Source organism: Arthrobacter sp. 2RAF6 (genome assembly GCF_052115205.1).
In the GTDB taxonomy this organism is placed as follows: domain Bacteria; phylum Actinomycetota; class Actinomycetes; order Actinomycetales; family Micrococcaceae; genus Arthrobacter.
In genome coordinates, this window is sequence record NZ_JBFRGF010000061.1 from 1 (window position 1) to 21,546 (window position 21,546).

The window sequence follows — 21,546 nt, forward strand, 5'->3', positions numbered from 1 at the left end:
GCGCGCTGGGTGACGGAGCGGGGGTCCCGCCGGTAGGCCGCGGTCCGGGCCGCGGCGATGATGGCCTTGTCTCCGGCGCCGTCGAAGGTTCCGGTGTCGGCGGCGAGTTCCTCGTCCACGGCGGACCGGTCTTCGGCGGACAGGCAAGCCGTTTCCTTCACCAATAACGTGGCACGCCATTCGTTCAGCTGCCCGGTGTCCAGGGCGGCGAGGGTGTGCGGCATTTCGCTCACGAGGGCCTTGGCCAGTCCAAAGAGCCGGGATCCGCGGGCCGGCGACTCCCGCCGGGCCAAGGCAATCTGGGCTCCGACGCCGCGCCCGCGTTCCTCGGCCGGGACGCCCAGCTCTTTCTCGGCGCTGCGCTGGGCGGCATCGAACGCGACGGCGATCCTCGCCTGCGCCCCCGCGGCCGCGGACTTCAGATCCTCCAGGGCACGCAACTGGTCAATCAATTCGGCCGGTGCCGCGCCGTTCGCGAGGCCTGGGCAAAGCGAATGCACGGCATCGATCAGATCCCGCACTCGAAGGCACGGCAGGGCAGCATCCAGGACCATGCCGCCGCCTGGCGTGCCCGTCCCGATCAGCTGCGTACCCTGAATGCCGTCCATGAGTAAAGCCTCTCAGGGACCACTGACATTATTAGGCTGAAGAATCGCCCCCGGGCGAAAAATCTCGAGAAGCGGCCCAACTTTTTTTGGGGGCGCTTCTCGGGCATCCGGGGCGGACTACTTCCTGGGCCTCCTGGACTTCGACGCACGAAAGGACAGTTGCGACGTCGTCATCACCGGCGAGGGCAGCATCGATGAGCAGGCCCTCCCCGGAAAGCTGGCCGCCGCCGTCGCACGCCGCTCGGGCACCCGGCCGATCATCGCCGTCGCGGGCCGTTCGTTGCTGCCGCAGGGGCGGTGGTCCAAGATGTCGGTCTCGCGTGTCTACGCACTGGCGGGCTACACGGACCGGGACTCGTTGAAGGATCCCGAGCTGTCCGCGGAGCTATTGCGGCGGATCGGGCGGGAGATTGGGGAGGCAACTTCCGTGATCTCTTACCGCCGCTGGTCTACGGTTGGCTCAATGTCGGATTGGTCAAGGGGGGACACATGGAATTCGCAGAACGGCTCTCGGCGCTTGCGGCAAAGGTGCGTCAACAGCGCGAGGCTATTCAGACCGAGGAAGCAACGAAGAACGCATTCGTCATGCCGTTCATCTCAACGATCCTCGGCTACGACGTTTTCAACCCGCTGGAGGTCGTGCCAGAGTTCACAGCGGATGTAGGGATCAAAAAAGGCGAGAAGATTGACTACGCCATCGTGAAGGATGGCGAAATACAGATCCTCATCGAGTGTAAGAAGTCCATCGGACCAGTAAGGATCGAACACGCTTCTCAACTGTTCCGCTATTTTGCAGTCACAAATGCGCGGATCGCCATACTCACAAACGGCGAGGTGTATCAGTTTTTTACTGATCTCGATGCTCCGAACCGTATGGACGAAAAGCCGTTCCTGGTGCTGGATCTCAATGACATCGATGATTCGCTCTTGCCGGAACTCCAGAAACTCTCAAAAGATGTCTTCGATCTGGACTCGATCATCAACGCAGCTGGCGAACTGAAGTACATCGGTGAGCTAAAACGGACACTGGCTGCCCAGTTCCGCGAGCCTGAAGACGAGTGGGTCAAGTTCTTGACCACGCGGGTGTACACCGGCCCATATACGCAGCGTGTGCGCGAACAGTTCACGTCGCTCGTCAAAAAGGCATCGAAGCAGTTTCTCAATGACCAGGCTAATGAACGTCTTAAGAAAGCCCTCGGCTCTCAGACCTTTACGCAGGTCGACGATTCGGCAATTCTTCCGAAGGTGACGAGTGAGCCGGTCGTTGAATCCGATCTCGCCGAAGCCGATGGGATTGAAACCACACTCGAAGAAATCGAGGGCTACCAGATTGTCCGGGCGATCGTTTGCAGCGATGTGAAGCCCTCAAGGGTTTTCCAGCGCGACGCCAAGTCGTACTTCGCAGTACTTCTAGATGACAATAACCGCCGGCCTATAGCGCGCCTGCATTTCAACCGAGCACAGAAATACCTCGGACTCTTCGACGAACACAAAGAGGAACGGCGTGTTCCCATCGACTCCCTTGAAGACATTTACGAACATGCTGACGCCCTTCGCGCCAGCGTGAAGGGCTACCTGTAGTAGCTGTCGAAAGCGCGGTTGTCCGAGATGTCCGTGGGGCATGTCTCGCCGAGCAATCCACTGCGCGATATATTCGGAGGGTCTCGAACCGAGTTGTAAGAGCCTTGTCACCGGACTGACCGAGCGAGGCTTGGTCTTCGTCCCTGTACGAAGGAGCACCCATGACTAAAACCAAACCGGTCCTCGTCGTCGGCGGCACCGGCCAGGTCGGCGGCAAAGTGGTCGATGAACTGCTCGCAAAGGGAAAGAGCGTCCGGGCGTTGGTCCGGCCAGGATCGGATGCGAGCAAGCTCGAGGCCAAAGGTGTTGAGGTTGCGCGCGGCGACATGCTCGACCTTGACTCCCTCATCGCCGCAATGACAGGGGTCGACGCCGTTATCACCTCTGCGGCCGGGTACACCCGCCGCGACAAACGGGCCTTGGAAATCGACACCACAGGTAACACCAACCTCGCCGTTGCTGCGAGCCGGACGGGTGTCAGGCGATTCATTCTGGTCAGCATCCTCACCTCGGACCAGACCCCGAACGTCCCGCACTTCTGGCACAAGAAGCTCACGGAAGACAAGCTGGAGGAACTGGGTGTCCCTTTTGTCGCCCTTCGCCCGGGCGCCTTTCTCGACCAGATCACCCAGATGGGAGGAGACCCGTTCGAGAATAAGCGCCTCACGTGGTTCGGCACCAAGACCGTCCCGCTGACCTTCGTCCTCACCTCCGACCTCGCCGGCTACCTCGCAGCCGCGGTCGACGCGGACGTCGCCGACGGCGAGCGGATCGACATCGGATGGGACCGAGCTGTCAGCGTGCAGGATATCGCGGACATCGCTTCGACTTTTGCGGGTGAACAGGTCCGCGTCCGCTCGATGCCGGCCGGGTTGGTTCACGCGCTCGGCGCGCTGATGGGACCTTTCGTCCCTATGGTTAAGGACATGAGCTCCATGCTCGCCTGGTTCGAGACCGGCAAATACGTCGCGGACACTTCGCGCCAAGCCGAAGTATTCGGACCGGTCCCGACGGCGGAAAACGCGGTCGCGCGCTTTGCTCGGAGTTTGGGGCACTAGGGGAGCTACAGGTCTCTCAGCGAGGAATCCGCGTCGAGCCGAGCGAGTCTTGCGACGTGGCCAACGGCTCCAAGGCACAAGAACAAAGGCACGCAGATGAGTGCTCCGAGCACGAGCAGCCAATTGGGCATTGCCCACGCAGCCACGGGCAGGAGGTCGAGCTGAAGGCCGCTGAAGACCGCTGTTCCTACGATGGAGCAAAGAGTTCCCAGGAGCGCTCCCACTACGCCAATGATGAGACCTACGGCTGCCAACTCGACCATGTATATCCCTGCTATCGAGGCCACCGACCAGCCGATGGCCTTGAGGAGACCCACTTCGCGAGCTCTCTGCTTAATCCAGCTGCCACCAACCGAAACTCCGACCCCGAGGCAGAAGATGATCAGGAAGCCACCGATCACCCAGCTGACAAGGGCCAGAAGGGCAAATAGGCCTGACAGAGACCGGATTTGGCCCGCAACACTGTTCACTGAGTATCCGAGGGCCCGGACTTGGTTTTGTACATTGACCACTTCGTCTGCTGAGTCAACGCGAACATATGCGCGGGGATAAGCTGACGCTTTCGTATTCGGCCGGGCATTGGCGAGTGCTGACTGGAGTACCTTGCTGGATACATATGCAGCCTGCGCGCCATCCGTACCCGGCGACGAGTTGTCATAAATACCTGAGACATGGAGAGAGATGGAAACGGGTTCCCCGTTGCCGGGGCCGATTTCCTTTGTGTACACGAAGCTCATTTCCTTGCCGAGCAGCTGAGCATATTTCTGGCCTTGACCCTTGTCGGGAAGCAGGATTTGGCCTTCCCCGGGGCCGTCTCGGGAGGCGTCGCCGAGCAGTACCTTCGGGGCAATTCCGCTGATAAACGGCGTACCCATGAACGCGCCGGGGTTGTTCGGAGACGGCCAGTTCGACGGATCCTCTATCGCGAGGTCAATTTGTGCCCAGCCGGTGGATCCCACCACATGATCAATTTGGTCAAACCGGGACAATGAGTCGTTTGTGATGTCGCGAGCTGAGTCTGGACCCACTGAAGTCACCTCAACATAATTCAGTGCTGAGTTGGTGGTGATCTTGTTTGAATATGAAGTGATGCCGGCCCCGACGATGCTGTCGGCGAATATGAATACCGCGATGCCAAGACTCATCAGGACCGCGAGTGGCCTCAATTTCGAGAGAGAAAGCCGCACCGACCTTGCAGCAAAGACTCTATTTCTGTTCAAGGAGCAACTCCTTCATTGGAAGCTGACGGTGGGCCACTTGCTGGAAGACTTCGTCGTGGGAGGCGACGAGGATACCGCAGCCGCCGTCGGCGCCCGTTCGCATGGCGTCCAGGATGGCTTGAGTGTTTGTCGCGTCAAGACCCGAACTTGGTTCGTCCGCTAGTAGTAGTGACGGTTCGTTGATCAGGGCGCGGCAAAACGCGACTCTTTGCTGCTGCCCGCCGGAAAGCCTCTTCGCTTGCCGGTCGGCTACCGCCCCAAGGCCGAAGCGTTCCAACTGTTCCGTAACCCTTGTGCGTGTCATGGGCTGGCTGCTGGCAAGGAGGACATTTTCCAACGCCGTAAGTTCGGGCAGTAGGTTGCTGCTCTGAAATACCATTCCGATTTCGCTTGAGCGGACGAGGCTCGCCGTTCGGGACGATGCATTGGTCCTGTCGTCACCGTTGATCCACACTTTGCCGGCATCGGGGGTTGACAGAAGTCCGGAGATATTGAGGACCGTTGACTTCCCCGAACCGGACTCGCCCCGCAGCCAGACAATTTCTCCAGCCTCGACGTTCAGGCTGACTCCCGGAAGAACCAGCTGCCGGGTCCCGCGTTCATCTGAAAAAGACTTGGCGATGTTCTCAAGACGCAGCACCGAGATCATTTGTTCACCCCGAAGTCGTAGGCACCTGGGACCGCGATCATGGCGGCCGAAATCGAGAGGCTACACGGTGACGCTTCGTCCACTTCCATCCGATACAAGGACGGGAATTCTTTGCAGCCTTTCAGGGTCCGGAGTCCCTCGGCCGCCTTGTCGAAGTCGTTTGATCCAAGACCGGATTGACTTGCGTTCGTCGTGGCGGTCAACGCCCGAAAATAGTTCAGGCCGTTTCCTTTGGGTGAACCGATGAGCTGCGGGAGAGCGGACTGGACGGTCGGAAACATTGATCTCACTTCTTCGCTGTTTGAGAAGTACATGGAGTTGGAGAGCGCCATCAGAGCGCCGGAGAGTGAGTCTTCAACCCCGGGGTCTGCATCGAACGCTTCCAGCCTCCCCAACCGGGCGTTGGGCTCCAGTTGCACCAGGACGTCCACCAACTCGATGTACCCGCTGAGATTTGCGCATGTCACGGCGGCCGGGAGCATTGCCTCACCCCGTTCGATGACCGCACCGTAGCTCCCCCAGGACGACGAGCCGGAGCGTTTAAGTGCCACAAGCGCCTTGAGTTGAGTGATCAGATCGGTTTCGGGCGCCTTCAGCACGCGTTCCAGTTCGTCTCGGGTTCGCTCGCTTGCGACATCTGGAAAGCTCGTGTCGAGGAGTCTCGCGGCAAGATACGTCCCATGGACTGACCCTTTAGCGAGAGTCGATGAACGGATAAGTCCGGTCTTCTGGTCGACCCTGGGGGCAATGCGGTCCTTGATAAGTCGTTGTGCCTCGGTCTGCGCGTTCAGCAATTCCAGGGAACGCAGCAGTGAGGCGATCAGCGCGTCATCATGCACCTGGCCTGAATCCAGAAGCCCAACGATATAGTCTTTAGCATCCCTTGGAACGACGAGATCCTTTCTAAGAGTTGCTCTCGCTTCGAGAGCGGCTTGAAAGTCAAGGGTCGACTCATAGTCGCCAGGGAGCTTCTTGGAATCCACGCTTTTCAACGCTCGTTCCAATTCGCTGGGTTTCTGCTTTTCCAGAGCCGAATAGGAATCGAAGAGACGCCACAGAAGATAGGGCTTGTTCGTGATCGAGTTGACGTCAATTGCCCCAAGCCGCACGAGAGCTTCTTCCGCAAAGGACTTTCCAGCGATTGCGGACCAGCCTTGCATCCTGCCGATATCGATCCAAAACCAGAGGACGGCGATCTCCGCGCCTACATCCTGTTGTCTCGGAGGCATCGCGGCATTTACTAATCCTGCCTCCAATTCGGCGGGCAATGCTGCTCCGGCAGCCCTAATCAGTTTGAGCGCCGACCAGAGCGTCGGCAGGTCGGCTGTGGACTGCTCACTGAGAGCTTCACGGACAGTCCTATTGGCGTTATCTCCGGCTAGCAGGTAGGAACCAAGGTCTTCGGAGTACAACGCCGTGGTGTACAGATCCCCACGCTCTTGGCCCTCCCCTTCGGGCATCCTTATAAGGCCGTTGATTCCCTGGAGCTTCTTCAAGTCTTCTTGTATGGAAGAAACATCGTTAGCCGGCGCGGAGAGACCGGCACTGCAGGCAGGCAGGCAGAGCACAGCCACGATTAGCGCCGACAATAGTTTGGCGCCTCGTGTGTTCTGCAATTTTCGACGGCATATACCCGGGCCTCTTTTCATTACTGCAGTGCCGATCTCTTCGTTACACGCGGGCGGAAGCAGTGCGCAAATTGCCGTAGTAGTACGCGGTGGCCGCCACATCCGCGCCTAGGTAGAACGCACCCCAACCCATGCAGACAGTGCCGCTCAGATAGGATCCACGAGCGCCGTTACTGTTGGTCCACTGGAGTGTCGCCGGATTACTGGTGCCCGATCCCGATACATTGACACCCTTGATGCTGATGGACCCAACTCCGTACTGGTAGAACGATGTCGTGTTGCGGATCCAGTTAGGTGATACGTTCATCACCGCCGATGAGGAAAAACTCCCACAGCCGCCATTTGAAACCGGCTGGATCCACATATTTGCCGTGATCGGCTGCCCGTTATCGAAATACGCCGTGCCCGACGCGCTAGTGGCTAGCGCTCCCGACGCGGCCCCAATTGCCATGAGTGCCGTCAGCGCTCCTGCCGCAACTGCCTTCCTCGCATTCCTAACAATTTTCATTCGATTCCCCATTTTCAATTACCGGTCGGTCTTGGAATTCCGACCGCATCTCTGGTCAGACATGAATATCGAACATGTTCTCCACCCTGAGCCGATCGCACGGAACGAGTCCGGGATCGCGGCTCGCGAGTCCTTTACTTCAAGTACGGAGGAGCCCGCTCTCGGCCCCAGATCAGGCGCTCCGCGAACGAGACCGGCGCCAGCGCCAGAACGAACAGCCTTCCCATTACCGATGCCTAGAGACGACTGACGGATTTGTTTTGAGTCGACGCTGCCATGAAAACGCGACTACCCATCCCGCTGATCGCGAACAGACCAGCATCGCGCTTCGGACTTCGTTTTGTTGCGAGCACTAGGACCAGGACAATCGCGCCAACAGCCAAGGAGGTCCAGGCAAGCGGTGGAGTCTTCGGTTCGTGAAGGAGCCCGACAATAGTGCTGACAGTGACACACGCGAGCACGAAAACAGTGGCCGTCCTGCGGATAGCCAACATTGCCACTAGGACTTCCCGAACAATCAGGACGCGATTTTTCATGAATCCCCCAATCCTTCTGTGGTTCCGATTTGAAATCGAAGCCCATACAGGAAGGCTAAGGGCGAAAATGGCGACTCAGTGTTGAAAACAACGAATTAGGTGGTGCCGTCGACGAATCTAAGTGGTCAAACATGGCAACACGTAGACCGAAGCGTGGCAACACGTAGACGGAAACACGGTTTTTCCTTATGCTCAGGCCAACGTGAGTTCAACCTCACGTCCTCCGAACCCCGGTCAGGGAGTGCGTGAAGGTTCGCTCATCAGTGCGTGGCTTTGCTTCTGCCCGTCTGAAAGCCTCTTCGCTTGCCGGTCAGCGAGGGACCCAGGCCTGAGCGATCCAAGGGTGGCTGGCTTGTCGCCGACATCATCATGTTGGTTGACAACCAGACTGCCGGTTAGCTGTGGGTGAAGCGACCTAGGCGGACCGCTCTCGCTCGACGGCTGCAGGGTCAGGGCTGTCGCGCCACAACGCTCGGGTCGGTCGCTTGGATGATGACCGGGGTAGCGCTCGGATCGACCCCTGCCTCCACGATCCGCCACACTCGCACCTCGGCACCGACTCCCGGCACCTGCGACTGCAGCAGAGATTTATTCGGCGCCGTACGCGGGCACCCACGTCCGCGCAGGGTCGAGCCGTCACCGAGCGTCACGGTGAGGTCGAACGACGAGACCGAGCCGTTCTCGGTAAGACGGATGTCCCGGGCCAGCACGCTGCCCCGCTCAGCGCGAGCATAGTGCCGGGACTCGTCCCACCTGGATTGCATCGCACGGTCGAACTTCGCTTCTTCGCCGGTCCCGATCAGGAGCGCCCATAACACAACAGGAATGCCGCCGATCATGGCCGTGAAGATCAGATTGAACCACCATCCGGGTGGCTCCTCGTCCACCCACCAGAGGAAATAGAGGGCGAAGAGGGCGGCGACGGTCACGACCACATTGACGAACGCGAATATCACACGGCCCAGCGTGCCCAGGTGCTTCGGGAGCAGGAGCGACTCCGGAACGGAGGTCGGTGCATCGAACCGCTCCAGCACATGCACGACGTGTCCGGCGGTGTCGTCAGGGGCCGACGGTGTTCATGACGTACCAGAGTTTGCGCACATTTCCTGTGGACAGGTTCCCCGCGTTCTCGCCCAGCCACGGTTCCATGCCCAGCTGGGTCGCCCGCAGTATTTCGGGACCAGGATCGACATCTCGGGCAATACAGGCAAACACAAGGTGGTCACGGGCGGTCATCTGAGCGAAGAGCGCCGCTTCGGACCGGCATACCCTCCGCCTGCTTCTACCTCCAGGGTCATCGGCGCTCGCTCCGTTGACGAGGACCGTTCCAGCCCACGGAGACAGATAGCCACTGGCCAGTTCGACGAAGGTCGATTTTCCGGATCCGTTCTTTCCCTGCAAATGGATCATGGCCGGCCCAGTGAACGCAAAAGACGCGTTTTCGTAGACGGGATGGTCGGCGGAGTATCCGGCAAACACGCGGTCAAAGACTATTTCCGGGAGAGAATTCTGCGTTGCAGACAAATCTTTGCACCTCCAGTGAGAAGAGCCGTGTACATGACGGCGGCAATGATTGCGGGGACGTTGCCCAGGAGGAGAAGCCCGAGCACCGGAACAGCAAGCAGCAGACCAATGAACGCTGCCGCCAGGGACATTTCCATCGAGCCGTCGGCCTGCCGGACTTTGACCTTGCTGTAGGCGTTTCCAATGATGTTGCTGCTCGCAATCGACCACGGAATCAGGAGGGTTTCCACGGGCAGGGCGCCTGTCGCAGCCCAGACAATGATTCCCATCCCTGGTGCCGCAAGCAGCGCCAGCAGCACAGACTGACTCAGGGTCACACCCCATGCAAGAGAATTGAGGCCGAACCCGGATTCCCAGCTGTACCTCAGCTGCGGAAGAAGTCCGATCGGATTGTTCGCCTTGCACATGAGTTCATTCCCGACAACTCCCACCATGAAAACGATGCAGGCACCCGCGTTCTGAATTCCGGGGATCTCCCGGGGGAATTGCGGCCCTATCCCGCCCCAACAAACGCCGATCGCAGTAGCAGCAGCCAGAAGCAGGCAGATTCCGATTCCACGGAACAGGGCAAACGACTTGTCCCTGACGAGATTAACTATGAGGACCCGCCAGAGCATGGCGACCGGCGTCGTCGTCTTCCATACGGACTCACTGACGCGCCGCGGGACCCGGGCAGTTACGGGAAACGATTGCCTCCTGATCGCTCGAACGTTCCGGATTGTGAGAAAGGAAAACACGACGACGGCGATCGCCACCGCCGTCGCGATCCAGCCGCCTTCCGCGCCGGTTGCGTTGAGTCCCAGGTCAAACCCGGGCGGTGCCGAGGTCAGTGCCAGCAGCGCTCGGGCGACGATCGCGCCTAGGAAAGCGGCCAGGAGACAGCCCCCGGCGAAAGCAAGCAATCCCGTGGCCAGACTCGGTACGCGAGGGTCACTTGCGGCCAGCTTGGAACTCCAGGCAAGCCAGGACGCAGTCAAGGCGAACGGCGCAGCTAAGAGGGTCAGGGCCGATGGCCCGCCGCTTCCACCTTCGTCGTGCACAACAACCCATGCCGCGCTGCAGACGGCGCCCGACAAACCAAACAAGATGCCAGCCCGAGGAACTGCCTCGGCTAGGAACACATGGTGCATTGAAACATCGGTCGCCCTGTAGAGCTCCCTGTTTGGGTTGAACCGGACTGCAAACCTCCGACTGCTGAGTGCTTCCCGTGCGAGCGCACCGACGGAGATATAGAGGCAGACAGCGAGCGCCAACAGGATGATTGCCATCGTTGCAGCGCTGCCCTCATGGGTACCCCCGCCGCCGAAGGACAACGCCTTGTGCAGCAGCCGCATCACAAATAGCGATCCAGCCAGAACAGCACAGACCAACGCAACCCCACTAGCTACTCCGAGGGCCAGGAGTGTCCGAATGGATATCGGCCATCCCGTGACCGCCAATATGCGCACTCCCGTGAATTTGTAAGCCGCTCTGAGACTTCCCATTGCCCGCGCCTAGAGACGGTTGACGGATTTGCTTTGGGCAGACTCCGCGTCGACGATCAGGGCCGCGGTTCCGATACAGATGGTGCCTATCGTCCAGAGCCATATCGGAAGCGTGCCCGGGAAGTCCACTTTCGCGGCTGCTATGAAGATGCTGCCGCTCATCCCACTGATGATGAACAGAACCGTATCGCGCTTGGGACTCGGTCTTGTTGCGAGCACCACCGACAGGGAGATCGCTCCAACGGTCAAGGACGTCCACGCAAGCAGTGGAGTCCTCGGTTCGTGAAGGAGCCCCACGACGATACTGCCGGCGATACACGCGAGTACAAGGATGGTGGCGATGGTTCGGACCGTTGATGAGTAAATCAATGTCGGACCTTCCGGGTTCTGGTGAGCAGAGGTATAGCCGCCAAAGCGTCTCTGCGGGCCCAGCGAACGACGAGAGCGATGTCGAGAAAGAAAGAAGCGCAAAAGAGGGCAACAAAGACGGGAAATGGCGCTCCAGCGACGAACAGAGCGCCTGCCATCACGACGAAGACGACGCAGCTGATCAAGTCATATCGACGCCGGCCCGGAGTCGCGCGCATTGCCGTCAGGAGTTCATCTAGGTAGTACAGCATTTCGATCCTGGTCCGAGCCCTCAGCGGCAATATCCGCCGGTATAACGGAAGGCCATCGCACCAATCGGGGCACGGGTGTCATTGCCCGCTTCTTTCGATCTTTGATGCCTTGGCGCAACGCACGAACTTCCACAGCGAAATAAGTGAAGCCATTACGAGGACTACTCCGGAAACGATGCTCCACGGTGAGTCGCGGTGAATGGTCGAAAAGATGTATGCGGAGTAGAAACCAAAGATGAGCGCCAGTAGAAGCCAAATGATCGAGTTGATTTTCATGGCGAGTTCCTTAGCCCGTGGACGCCGGTAATCCATTGGCCCACAGCTGTTGCCATGGCCTGTTGCTGACTCAGCTTCAATTCCCAACCCCCAAAGTTGCGTGTCACACTGATCATCCGGAGCGGCCCTCCGATTCCCGGTTGCTCGGTGGACCGTGCTCGTGAAGGAGGCTAACGCCAAAAAAGCCGTCTCAGTGTAGAAAAGAGGAAACTCAGTGCTGGGAGACCTGAATTTCAGTGTGAAATCGAGCAATCTACGTGTGGTCGGTGGCGCTTCTCCGTGTAAATCGAGGGTGAACACGTAGAGCGGTGTCATCATCAGGCTGCGATGGAGTCAGCTCGACCTAGGCACAACCAAACCTACTCACGTCCTCCGAACCATCGCGCGCGTAGCTTCTCCCTTGTACTCCAGCGCCGTGAATCCAACCGCCCGAAGAAACCGGACTTCCTTCGGCTTGCTGGCCACCGCAACTATCGGGGTTCCGGGCGGCAGGGCCAGCTTAAGGACTTCCTTTGCAAACGACACACCTGCACCCCACTCGACACCTTCGCGCTTCGCGAGCCACGCGACACCGGCTCTGGTATCCCAAACCCCGCCCCTACCAAACACCCCCTTGACTCCCACCCCCTCGTTCCCTAAACTTTTCATAAAGCAGAATCTAAATTCCACAAAGCGGAAACTCAACACGGCGAACCAGCCCAGAAGAACAAGCCCAGCGGAACATGGATCCCAAGCCCTCCCCCGGAAGGACACCTACGATGACGTACACAGTGAACTGCTCCATCCTCCTGACGGAGCTGCCCCTGCTCGAGCGCCCCGCGGCCGCGAAGGCTGCCGGCTTTGACGCCGTCGAATTCTGGTGGCCCTTTGAATCGTCCGTCCCGTCGGACGCCCAGGTAACCGAGTTCGAGAACGCCATCAAGAACGCTGGCGTTCAGCTCACCGGCTTGAACTTCAACGCCGGCAACATGCCGGGCGGCGACCGCGGCCTGGTTTCCTGGCCCGCCCGCTCTTCCGAGTTCCTCGACAACATCGACGTTGTCGCAGGCATCGGCGAGCGGCTCGGCTGCAAGGCGTTCAACGCCCTCTACGGCAACCGCGTGGACGGCGAATCGGCCGAGAAGCAGGACGCTATCGGCGCCGAGAACCTGGCCAGCGCCGCTGAAGGCGTCGCACGGATCGGCGGCGTTGTCCTCCTCGAACCCGTCAGCGGTGCCCCCAAGTACCCGCTCCTCAAAGCTGCCGACGCCCTCAAGGTGATCGCCCGCGTCAAGGAAGAATCCGGCGCAACGAACGTCAAGCTCCTCGCCGACTTCTACCACCTGGCAGTCAACGGGGACGACGTCGCAGCCGTCATCGAAAGCCACGCCAAGGACTTCGGCCACATCCAGATCGCCGACAACCCCGGCCGCGGGGCTCCCGGCACCGGCGAGCTTCCCCTCGGCGAATGGATCGCCCGCAGCCGCGAACTCGGCTACGAAGGCTACATCGGCCTCGAGTACAAGGAACCGCAGGAAACGGCCTTCAGCTGGGCCATCCGCCAGCGCGCCACCTCCCACTAGTCCCCACCCGCCCAACTGAGTAGCAGTTGATGTCGTTTAGAGCCCTCAAAACGACATCAACTGCGAGCTAGTTGGGTCCAGCACACCTGAGCTAAAAAGACTTCAGTAAGGAAAATCATGAGCAACGTTGCAGTTATCGGACTCGGAATCATGGGCCTCCCCATGGCCATCAACCTGGTCAAGGCCGGCCACACCGTCACGGGTTTCAACCGCAGCCAGGACAAGATCGACAAGCTCGTCTCCGAAGGCGGCAAGGGTGCCACGAGCATCGCCGACGCCGTCAAGGACGCCGACGTCGTCATCACCATGGTGCCGGACTCCCCCGACGTCGAAGGCGTCGTCAGCGGCCCGGACGGTGTCTTCGCCAACGCGAAGAAGGGCACCCTCTGGATCGACGCGAGCAGCATCCGCCCGGACGTCGCCGCCCGACTCTCCGCAGACGCGGTCGCAGCCGGCATCCGCCCGCTCGACGCTCCGGTCTCCGGTGGCGAACAGGGCGCCATCGACGCCGTCCTGTCCATCATGGTTGGCGGCGACGCAGCGGACTTCGAAGCAGCACAGGATGTCCTCAACGCTGTCGGCAAAACCATCGTCCACGTCGGCCCCTCAGGCTCCGGCCAGACCGTCAAGGCAGCCAACCAGCTGATCGTGGCCGTGAACATCGAGGTCCTCGGCGAGGCCATCGCCTTCCTTGAGGCCTATGGCGTGGACACGGACGCAGCCCTCAAGGTCCTCGGCGGCGGCTTGGCCGGCTCCAAGGTCCTCGACCAGAAGGGCCAGAAGATGCTCGACCGCAACTTCGACCCCGGCTTCCGCCTGGCCCTCCACCACAAGGACCTCGGCATCGTCACCTCCGCAGCCCGCGAAGCCAACGTCGCAATCCCGCTCGGCGCCGTCGTCGCACAGCTCGTCGCCGCCACTGTCAACCAGGGCGACGGAGGACTCGACCACTCCGGCCTCTTCAAGCAGGTCCTCCAGCTCAGCGGTCGCAAGTAAACAGCTAAGCGACCCGCCCCAAAGGGCGGAAACAAGCGAAAACCAGCAGCCGGCATCGGGCACTTCCGACGCCGGCTCCCCCAGACACACCCAAAAATCGGCCCGTAGCGGGCACCAAAAGCTTCCAAGGAGCACACCATGACGAAGATGCGCACTGTAGACGCAGCCGTCGCCATCTTGGCAAAGGAAGGCGCCATCGAGGCGTTCGGCCTGCCAGGCGCGGCAATCAACCCCTTCTATTCCGCGATGCGGTCACACGGCGGCATCCGCCACACCCTGGCCCGCCACGTCGAAGGCGCCAGCCACATGGCTGACGGCTACTCCCGTGCGGCGGACGGAAACATCGGCATCTGCATCGGCACCTCGGGCCCCGCAGGAACGGACATGATCACCGGCCTGTACGCGGCCTGGGCAGATTCCATCCCCATGCTCTGCATCACCGGCCAGGCCCCAGTTGCCAAGCTGCACAAGGAAGACTTCCAGGCCGTGGACATCGAATCCATCGCCAAGCCGGTCACCAAGATGGCCATGACCATCCTGGAACCGGGCCAGGTCCCGGGCGCCTTCCAGAAGGCCTTCCAGCTGATGCGCTCCGGCCGTCCGGGCCCGGTCCTGCTGGACCTGCCATTCGACGTCCAGATGGCCGAGATCGAGTTCGACATCGACGCTTACGAGCCCATCGCCGTCGAAAAGCCGAAGGCCAGCCGCAAGCAGCTGGAAAAGGCACTGGACATGCTCACCGCAGCCGAGCGCCCGCTGATCGTCGCCGGTGGCGGCATCATCAACGCCGGCGCCTCCGCGCAGCTGGTTGAACTGGCCGAACTGCTGAACGTTCCGGTCATCCCCACCCTGATGGGCTGGGGCACCATCCCGGACGACCACGTGCTGATGGCCGGCATGGTGGGCCTGCAGACCTCGCACCGCTACGGCAACGAGACCATGCTGGCCTCGGACTTCGTGATCGGCATCGGCAACCGCTGGGCCAACCGCCACACCGGCGGCCTGGACACCTACACCGCCGGCCGTAGGTTCGTGCACATTGACATCGAGCCCACGCAGATCGGCCGCGTGTTCTCGCCGGACTTCGGCATCGCGTCCGACGCCGGTGCGGCGCTGGACGGGCTGATCGAGCTGGCACGCGAGCGCCAGGCAGCCAAGTCCCTGCCGGACTACTCCGCTTGGGTTTCCGAGTGCATCGCACGCAAGGGTTCCCTGCAGCGCAAGACCCACTTCGAGAACGTGCCGATCAAGCCGCAGCGCGTATACGAAGAGATGAACAAGGCGTTCGGCAAGGACACCACCTACGTGTCCACCATCGGCCTCTCGCAGATCGCCGGCGCACAGCTCCTGCACGTCTTCGGTCCTCGCAAGTGGATCAACGCCGGCCAGGCAGGCCCCCTGGGCTGGACCGCCCCGGCCGCCCTCGGCGTTGTCCGCGGCAAGCCGGACGAGACCGTTGTTGCCCTGTCCGGTGACTACGATTTCCAGTTCATGATCGAAGAACTGGCCGTGGGCGCACAGTTCAACCTGCCGTATATCCACGTGGTGGTGAACAACTCGTACCTGGGCCTGATCCGCCAGTCGCAGCGCGGCTTCAACATGGAGCAGAACGTGTCCCTGGCGTTCGAGAACATCAACTCCCCGGAAACAAACGGCTACGGCGTGGACCACGTCAAGGTTGCCGAAGGCCTGGGCTGCAAGGCCATCCGCGTCGAAAACCCGTCCGACCTGCCCGCCGCGTTCGACAAGGCCAAGGCACTCATGGACGAGTTCAAGGTTCCCGTGGTGGTTGAAGTGATCCTGGAAAAGGTCACCAACATTTCCATGGGCGTTGAAATCAACGGCGTGAACGAGTTCGAAGAGCTGGCCGAGCGCGGCGAAGACGCACCCACTGCGATCATCGCCCTGCTGGACTAGCAAGTACTGAAGGAGGTACGGAATGCGTGTGGTCATAGCCCCGGACAAGTTCAAGGGTTCGCTGTCAGCTCCCGAGGTCGCCAGCCGCTTGAGCGCCGGACTGCAGGCAGGTTTTGCCGCCAGCCGCCCGGGCGAGGGCTTTGAATCCACGCTCATTCCAGTGGCCGACGGCGGCGAAGGGACTCTCGACGCCGCCGTCGGCTCCGGCTTCACCCGCCGCAGCGCCACGGTCACCGGCCCCACGGGCCAGCCGATCAAGGCCGAATTCGCCGTCCGCGGCGAGGAAGCGGTCATCGAAATGGCCGCGGCCTCCGGACTTGCGGTGCTGCCAGGCTTCGGCGACGGCAGCGCCCCGAACACCGAAACGGCCAAAAGCTCCACAAGCCTGGGCACCGGCGAACTCATCCGCGCCGCCCTGGACCTCGGCTGCCGGCACATCATCCTCGGCGTCGGCGGCAGTGCCAACACCGACGGCGGCGCCGGCGTGCTGCAAGGCCTCGGCGCGGTCCTCCTCGACGCCGACGGCAACGAACTTTCCGGCGGCGGCGCAGCACTGGCGCGCCTGGACCGGATCGACTTCTCGAACCTCGACGTCCGTTTGGAAGCCACCGATTTCGTCCTGGCGTCCGACGTCGACAATCCCCTTTTGGGCCGCACCGGCGCCGCCGCGATCTTCGGACCGCAGAAGGGCGCGACGCCGGACGACGTCGCCACGCTCGACGCGGCCCTGGCCCACTTCGTCCAGGTCCTCGCCAACGAGATCGGTCCCGAAGCCCAGGACGCCGCACAGGCGCCGGGTGCAGGCGCGGCGGGCGGCGTCGGCTACATCGCGATCGCGGCACTGGGCGCGGCACGCAGGCCGGGCATCGACGTCGTCCTCGAATTCACTGAACTCGAGCAGCGGCTGTCTGGCGCGGACCTGGTGATCACCGGCGAAGGCAGCCTCGACGAACAGAGCCTGCTCGGCAAAACGCCCATGGGCGTGGCGCGGGCGGCAGCGCGTTCGGGGATCCCCGTGATTGCCGTCTGCGGCCGCAGTACGCTGAGCCCGGAACAACTTTCGGAGTCCGGTTTCGAGTCGGTCCACGCGTTGACCGAGCTCGAATCCAATGTAGAGAAATGTATAGCTGAAGCAGGGCCGCTGCTTGAAGAATTGGGTAAGCACATCGGCCTGCGCCTCCCGGGAAATTCCCAGAGCCAGTTACCCAACCATGACGCAGCGCGAACCGAGACCAAGGAGCAACTCCATGTCTGAAGAAACCACCACAGCACACGGCCCGTTTGACCTGGTCATGCGCGGCCAGCGCATCCTCACCACCGCCGGCATCACCGCCCGCGAGGTCGGCGTCCGCAACGGCGTGATCGTCGCGATCGAACCCTTGGGGAACGGCCTGCAGGCTCCTCAGGTGATCGAGCTCGGCGACGACGAAACCCTCATCCCCGGTCTCGTTGACACCCACGTGCACGTCAACGAGCCCGGTCGCACCGAATGGGAAGGCTTCGCCTCCGCCACCCGCGCTGCCGCAGCTGGCGGTGTCACCACCATCATCGACATGCCGCTGAACTCCATCCCGCCCACCACCAACGTGGAAGGCCTCAAGCTCAAGCGCGAAGTGGCCGAGGACCAGGCGTTCGTGGATGTCGGATTCTGGGGCGGCGCCATTCCGGGCAACAAGAAGGACCTCCGCCCGCTGCACGACGAGGGCGTCTTCGGTTTCAAGTGCTTCCTGCTCCACTCCGGCGTGGACGAGTTCCCGCACCTGGACGCGGACGAGATGGAGGAGGACATGGCCGAGCTCAAGTCCTTCGACTCCCTTATGATCGTCCACGCCGAGGACTCCCACGCGATCGACCACGCACCCCACCCTGGAGGCGCACACTATTCCACCTTCCTTGCCTCCCGCCCCCGCGGCGCCGAGAACAAGGCCATCGCCGAGGTGATCGAACGCGCCCGCTGGACCGGCGCCCGCGCCCACATCCTGCACCTCTCGTCCTCGGACGCGCTGCCCATGATCGCTTCGGCAAAGCGCGACGGCGTGCACCTCACCGTGGAGACGTGCCCGCACTACCTGACGCTCATGGCCGAGGAAATCCCCGACGGCGCCACCGCCTACAAGTGCTGCCCGCCCATCCGCGAGGCCTCCAACCGCGAGCTGCTCTGGCAGGGCCTGCAGGATGGCACCATCGACTGCATTGTCTCGGACCACTCCCCCTCGACGCTTGATCTAAAGGACCTGGAAAACGGCGACTTCGCCGTGGCCTGGGGCGGCGTCTCCTCGCTGCAGCTGGGGCTTTCGTTGATCTGGACCGAGGCACGGCACCGCGGCATCTCCCTGGAGCAGGTAGTGTCCTGGATGTCCGAGAAGCCCGCAGCCTTGGCCCGCCTGCACAACAAAGGCCAGCTCGCTCTCGGCTACGACGCCGATTTCTCCATCTTCGCGCCCGACGACGCGTTCGTCGTCGACGTCAAGAAGCTCAAGCACAAGAACCCGATCACGCCGTACGACGGCAAGGCGCTCTCCGGCGTCGTACGCAAAACGTACCTGCGCGGCAGCGAGATCGACGGCCGGACGCCCAGCGGCAAGCTGATCCGCCGCGGCGGCGTGTAAGGCCACAGCCATGGCCGTCAATGTCCATGCCCCGTACGGGCAGCTGCCCGCACGGCTCAACGCCTCGCGGCACCAGCCCGCCGCCCGGCCCTCCGCGCTTCGGCCCGGGCTGGTTAGCCCTGGGATGCTCCCGCGCGGCCTGGCCGTGTGGGTACAGCCCGGCGAAGGCCACGAGATCGATCCTGAGGTTTGGGCCCGGGCCGCTGAAGCGGTCCTGGCCCGGGCCCGCAAACTTGCTCCGGGGGCGGAAGTCCTCCTTTGGCCCGCCGCCGGAGCTGCAACGTCCGGTGATGCTTCAGGTCCGGAGGCTTCCGATCCGGGCGCGTCCGACGCCGCTGCCAACCCGCCTGTCTCCCTGGCCGGCCGACGCAGCAGCGTGGCAGTGGACCTGGCCGCGAACACCGTCCTCCTCGATGGTGTCCCCGTCAGCTTCACTGCGATGGAACACAGCCTCCTCCGCTATCTCGTGGAAAACCTGTCCCGCCCCATCCCACGTGAAGAATTGCAACGCTTTCTGGAGTCACTTGACTGTCCCGGCGCGGCATTTCGCTCCATCGACGTGTATGTTGGACGCGTCCGGCGCAAACTGGGCTCAGCCCGCCATGTCATCGCCACAGTGCGTGGAGGCGGCTACCAGTTCGCGCCCGGACCAGGCTCCACAGTCCGCGGACCAGCGGAATACTGCATCTAAGCCGCCCGTTACACCTATAGATTGATCGCCGGCCACGGCGGTTGCCCGACAAGTCAAGGATCGCAACATGACCCAGAAACTCCTCGCCGGAACCCAGGCCCCCGATTTCGCGCTGCTTAACTCCGAAGGCCAGAAGGTCTCCCTGTCCGATTACCGCGGACGCAACGTCATCGTGTACTTCTACCCGGAAGCCGCCACCCCCGGCTGCACCACGGAGGCATGCGACTTCCGCGACAGCCTCTCAAGCCTGCATTCCTCCGGCTACGAAGTCCTGGGCATCTCCCCCGACGCCCCGGAAAAGATCGCACGTTTCGCCGGCGACTTCTCCCTCACCTTCCCGCTCCTCTCCGACGAAGACCACGCTGTAGCCCTTGCCTACGGCGCCTGGGGCGAGAAGCTCGTGAACGGCGAAGTGGTAGACGGGCTGGTCCGCTCTACCGTAGTGCTCGACGGCGAAGGCAAGGTCAAGCTGACCCAGTACCAGGTCAAGGCCCAGGGCCACGTAGCAGCCCTCAAGGCCGAACTCGGTCTGTAACGCCCGCTCACAAACAAGACCGTTCGGCGTAACGCCCGCTCACATATGACGCCTCCCGGGCGGACGCTCGCTCACAAACAAGACCGTTCGGCGTGACGCTCGCTCACATACATGCCCGTTCGGGAGTATCCTCTTGCAGATGATCTGCAGGACGGTTCAGCACCTTTCGGCCAGAAGTGAGCGAGCGTTTGGGATTTCGCCGTCATATGTGAGCGAGCATCAGGCTTTGGCGATCGCCTCTTCCAGCGCGCCAAGGACGAGCTTTACCGATGCCCTGTTGGCATTCGGACCCATCATGCCGATCCGCCAAACGGTCGACGTAAACGCGCCCGCCCCGGAGCCGATTTCCATACTGAAGTTCTCCAGAAGGTAAGCGCGGACCGCGGCCGAGTCCACGCCGTCGGGCACTTTGACCGTGGTGAGGCTCGGCAATCGCGAGCCCTCCGCGGCAAACAGCTCGAGCCCCATCGCTTCAAGCCCGTCACGCAACTCGGCTCCGGCTGCACGGTGCCGCGCTTGAACAGCCGCGAGCCCCTCGGCCACGACGCGGTCCAGTCCGGCCTCGAGCCCGGCGATCATGGTCACCGGCGCCGTATGGTGATACGTCCGGCTGCCACTCGCTGCGCCAACATACCCACCCAGAAGGCCGATATCCAGGTACCACGAGCGCGGCTCCTTGATGCGCCGCTCGAAAGCGCGCTCGGACACCGTGAAGGGGGACAAGCCAGGTGGCGCTCCCAAACACTTCTGCGTCCCGGCATACCCGACGTCGATCCCCCAGTCGTCAGCCAGGAGTTCCAGCCCGCCGATGGACGTCACGGCGTCAACGATCAGCAGGGCGTCGCCTTTGCCGGCGCCAAGGGGTGCGACGTCGGACAGGACACCTGTGGAGGTTTCGGCATGGACGGCGGCAATCACCTTGGGATGAGGGTGCGCGGCGAGGACCCGCTCCGCATCCACGGGCTGGCCCCATTCATGATCGACGCGGACCACCGTGGCGCCGCAGCGCCGGGCAACCTCACACATGCGCTCCCCGAAAAGCCCATTGACGGCGATTACGGCCACGTCGCCGTCGGACACTGTATTAACAAAGGCAGCCTCCATGCCGCCGGAACCAGTGGCACTCAACGGCAACGTGCGGGCATTCTGCGACCCCCACACTGTCCGAAGCCCGGCGCAGGTCCGGTCGAGGCGCTCAATAAACACGGGATCCAGATGCCCGATCACGGGATACGCCAACGCGGCGGTCACTTCCGGATAGCAATTGCTGGGACCCGGCCCGAAGAGATACCGGGAAGTCAGGACCTCTGGCATGGCGGAACTCCTTTGGCTCGTTGCTGACATTGTCCACCAGACGGCCGAGGTGAGCGAGCGTTTCGGTAAATGCCGGCAAACGTGAGCGGGCCCCTCATCGTCAAGCTGGTTGTGAGTCATTCATTACCTGTTGATTGAAGGAGCCGGCGATGGCCGTTGATAACAAGGGTTTTACGCGTGAAGAGATCCGTGAGTTCATGCATGAGTACTATTTGCAGCCGCACGGGACG

The 21,546-nt window shown here is 61.9% G+C and carries 20 protein-coding genes and 1 pseudogene; 10 read left to right on the forward strand and 11 right to left on the reverse strand.

From position 1 onward, the window contains the following. Nucleotides 1–608 (reverse strand): annotated as a pseudogene (locus AB4Z38_RS24370) (HNH endonuclease); the annotation flags it as partial. A 61-nt stretch (nt 609–669) separates the two neighbouring features. Between AB4Z38_RS24370 and AB4Z38_RS24375 the strand changes: the two are divergent. The 3 genes from AB4Z38_RS24375 (at nt 670) to AB4Z38_RS24385 (ending at nt 3,247) form a co-directional block, all read left to right on the forward strand. After that, nucleotides 670–1,272, forward strand: coding sequence for a glycerate kinase (locus tag AB4Z38_RS24375; RefSeq protein ID WP_441432122.1), 603 nt, complete (start codon nt 670–672; stop codon nt 1,270–1,272). Further along, entirely contained in the window at nt 1,158–2,189 is a 1,032-nt protein-coding gene (locus tag AB4Z38_RS24380; RefSeq protein WP_441432123.1) for a type I restriction endonuclease, read from the forward strand. Before AB4Z38_RS24375 ends, AB4Z38_RS24380 begins: the two co-directional genes overlap by 115 nt. Nucleotides 2,190–2,350: 161 nt before the next feature. Beyond that, nucleotides 2,351–3,247 (forward strand): NmrA family NAD(P)-binding protein, encoded by an 897-nt coding sequence (locus AB4Z38_RS24385; protein WP_441432105.1) that lies wholly within the window; start codon nt 2,351–2,353, stop codon nt 3,245–3,247. A 5-nt stretch (nt 3,248–3,252) separates the two neighbouring features. Here the strand turns inward: AB4Z38_RS24385 and AB4Z38_RS24390 are convergent, their stop codons facing one another. The 9 genes from AB4Z38_RS24390 to AB4Z38_RS24430 all read right to left on the reverse strand — a co-directional run bounded on the left by AB4Z38_RS24390 (nt 3,253) and on the right by AB4Z38_RS24430 (nt 11,692). Further along, nucleotides 3,253–4,467: an ABC transporter permease gene (locus AB4Z38_RS24390; RefSeq protein ID WP_441432106.1), complete on the reverse strand. Its 1,215-nt coding sequence runs from the start codon at nt 4,465–4,467 to the stop codon at nt 3,253–3,255. After that, the gene (locus AB4Z38_RS24395; RefSeq protein WP_441432107.1) at nt 4,454–5,107 is read right to left on the reverse strand and encodes an ABC transporter ATP-binding protein; all 654 of its coding nucleotides are present in this window, start codon (nt 5,105–5,107) and stop codon (nt 4,454–4,456) included. Before AB4Z38_RS24395 ends, AB4Z38_RS24390 begins: the two co-directional genes overlap by 14 nt. 5 nt (nt 5,108–5,112) lie before the next feature. Continuing rightward, on the reverse strand, nt 5,113–6,705 hold the full coding sequence (locus AB4Z38_RS24400) for a hypothetical protein (RefSeq protein WP_441432108.1): 1,593 nt from the start codon (nt 6,703–6,705) through the stop codon (nt 5,113–5,115). Nucleotides 6,706–6,787: 82 nt separating this feature from the next. Then, nucleotides 6,788–7,252, reverse strand: a complete 465-nt coding sequence (locus AB4Z38_RS24405; protein WP_441432109.1) for a hypothetical protein — start codon at nt 7,250–7,252, stop codon at nt 6,788–6,790. 985 nt (nt 7,253–8,237) lie between these two features. After that, the gene (locus AB4Z38_RS24410) at nt 8,238–8,828 is read right to left on the reverse strand and encodes a hypothetical protein (protein ID WP_441432110.1); all 591 of its coding nucleotides are present in this window, start codon (nt 8,826–8,828) and stop codon (nt 8,238–8,240) included. Between the two features lie 19 nt (nt 8,829–8,847). Continuing rightward, nucleotides 8,848–9,312 carry an ABC transporter ATP-binding protein gene (locus tag AB4Z38_RS24415; RefSeq protein WP_441432111.1) on the reverse strand — a complete coding sequence of 155 codons (465 nt, stop codon included), beginning with the start codon at nt 9,310–9,312 and terminating at the stop codon, nt 8,848–8,850. Further along, nucleotides 9,279–10,646 carry a hypothetical protein gene (locus AB4Z38_RS24420; RefSeq protein ID WP_441432112.1) on the reverse strand — a complete coding sequence of 456 codons (1,368 nt, stop codon included), beginning with the start codon at nt 10,644–10,646 and terminating at the stop codon, nt 9,279–9,281. The genes AB4Z38_RS24415 and AB4Z38_RS24420 overlap by 34 nt, the downstream gene beginning before the upstream one ends. A 159-nt stretch (nt 10,647–10,805) precedes the next feature. Beyond that, complete coding sequence (locus tag AB4Z38_RS24425; RefSeq protein WP_441432113.1) at nt 10,806–11,165, reverse strand: hypothetical protein; 360 nt, start codon at nt 11,163–11,165, stop codon at nt 10,806–10,808. Between the two features lie 329 nt (nt 11,166–11,494). Next, complete coding sequence (locus AB4Z38_RS24430) at nt 11,495–11,692, reverse strand: hypothetical protein (protein WP_441432114.1); 198 nt, start codon at nt 11,690–11,692, stop codon at nt 11,495–11,497. Between the two features lie 758 nt (nt 11,693–12,450). Between AB4Z38_RS24430 and AB4Z38_RS24435 the strand changes: the two genes are divergently transcribed. The 7 genes from AB4Z38_RS24435 to bcp all read left to right on the forward strand — a co-directional run bounded on the left by AB4Z38_RS24435 (nt 12,451) and on the right by bcp (nt 20,002). Then, nucleotides 12,451–13,254 carry a hydroxypyruvate isomerase family protein gene (locus AB4Z38_RS24435; protein ID WP_441432115.1) on the forward strand — a complete coding sequence of 268 codons (804 nt, stop codon included), beginning with the start codon at nt 12,451–12,453 and terminating at the stop codon, nt 13,252–13,254. 117 nt (nt 13,255–13,371) lie between these two features. Further along, nucleotides 13,372–14,250 carry a 2-hydroxy-3-oxopropionate reductase gene (locus tag AB4Z38_RS24440; protein ID WP_078107490.1) on the forward strand — a complete coding sequence of 293 codons (879 nt, stop codon included), beginning with the start codon at nt 13,372–13,374 and terminating at the stop codon, nt 14,248–14,250. Nucleotides 14,251–14,388: 138 nt separating this feature from the next. Further along, nucleotides 14,389–16,167, forward strand: a complete 1,779-nt coding sequence (gene gcl, locus AB4Z38_RS24445) for a glyoxylate carboligase (RefSeq protein ID WP_441432116.1) — start codon at nt 14,389–14,391, stop codon at nt 16,165–16,167. A 22-nt stretch (nt 16,168–16,189) separates the two neighbouring features. Next, nucleotides 16,190–17,422, forward strand: a complete 1,233-nt coding sequence (locus AB4Z38_RS24450) for a glycerate kinase (RefSeq protein WP_441432117.1) — start codon at nt 16,190–16,192, stop codon at nt 17,420–17,422. Continuing rightward, nucleotides 17,415–18,776 carry an allantoinase AllB gene (allB, locus tag AB4Z38_RS24455; protein WP_441432118.1) on the forward strand — a complete coding sequence of 454 codons (1,362 nt, stop codon included), beginning with the start codon at nt 17,415–17,417 and terminating at the stop codon, nt 18,774–18,776. Before AB4Z38_RS24450 ends, allB begins: the two co-directional genes overlap by 8 nt. Nucleotides 18,777–18,786: 10 nt before the next feature. Next, complete coding sequence (locus tag AB4Z38_RS24460) at nt 18,787–19,467, forward strand: winged helix-turn-helix domain-containing protein (RefSeq protein WP_441432119.1); 681 nt, start codon at nt 18,787–18,789, stop codon at nt 19,465–19,467. A gap of 67 nt (nt 19,468–19,534) precedes the next feature. Beyond that, nucleotides 19,535–20,002, forward strand: a complete 468-nt coding sequence (bcp, locus tag AB4Z38_RS24465) for a thioredoxin-dependent thiol peroxidase (protein WP_441432120.1) — start codon at nt 19,535–19,537, stop codon at nt 20,000–20,002. Nucleotides 20,003–20,221: 219 nt separating this feature from the next. Here the strand turns inward: bcp and AB4Z38_RS24470 are convergent, their stop codons facing one another. After that, entirely contained in the window at nt 20,222–21,316 is a 1,095-nt protein-coding gene (locus AB4Z38_RS24470; protein WP_441432121.1) for a pyridoxal-phosphate-dependent aminotransferase family protein, read from the reverse strand. Nucleotides 21,317–21,546 lie beyond the last annotated feature (230 nt).

Excerpts from the sequence above, each read along its gene's own strand:
- AB4Z38_RS24385 (WP_441432105.1), top strand. The coding sequence starts at position 2,351 with ATGACTAAAACCAAACCGGTCCTCGTCGTCGGCGGCACCGGCCAGGTC.
- AB4Z38_RS24405 (WP_441432109.1), bottom strand. The coding sequence starts at position 7,252 with ATGAAAATTGTTAGGAATGCGAGGAAGGCAGTTGCGGCAGGAGCGCTG.
- AB4Z38_RS24420 (WP_441432112.1), bottom strand. The coding sequence starts at position 10,646 with ATGCGGCTGCTGCACAAGGCGTTGTCCTTCGGCGGCGGGGGTACCCAT.
- AB4Z38_RS24430 (WP_441432114.1), bottom strand. The coding sequence starts at position 11,692 with ATGAAAATCAACTCGATCATTTGGCTTCTACTGGCGCTCATCTTTGGT.
- AB4Z38_RS24435 (WP_441432115.1), top strand. The coding sequence starts at position 12,451 with ATGACGTACACAGTGAACTGCTCCATCCTCCTGACGGAGCTGCCCCTG.
- AB4Z38_RS24440 (WP_078107490.1), top strand. The coding sequence starts at position 13,372 with ATGAGCAACGTTGCAGTTATCGGACTCGGAATCATGGGCCTCCCCATG.
- gcl (WP_441432116.1), top strand. The coding sequence starts at position 14,389 with ATGACGAAGATGCGCACTGTAGACGCAGCCGTCGCCATCTTGGCAAAG.
- AB4Z38_RS24450 (WP_441432117.1), top strand. The coding sequence starts at position 16,190 with ATGCGTGTGGTCATAGCCCCGGACAAGTTCAAGGGTTCGCTGTCAGCT.
- allB (WP_441432118.1), top strand. The coding sequence starts at position 17,415 with ATGTCTGAAGAAACCACCACAGCACACGGCCCGTTTGACCTGGTCATG.
- AB4Z38_RS24460 (WP_441432119.1), top strand. The coding sequence starts at position 18,787 with ATGGCCGTCAATGTCCATGCCCCGTACGGGCAGCTGCCCGCACGGCTC.
- bcp (WP_441432120.1), top strand. The coding sequence starts at position 19,535 with ATGACCCAGAAACTCCTCGCCGGAACCCAGGCCCCCGATTTCGCGCTG.
- AB4Z38_RS24470 (WP_441432121.1), bottom strand. The coding sequence starts at position 21,316 with ATGCCAGAGGTCCTGACTTCCCGGTATCTCTTCGGGCCGGGTCCCAGC.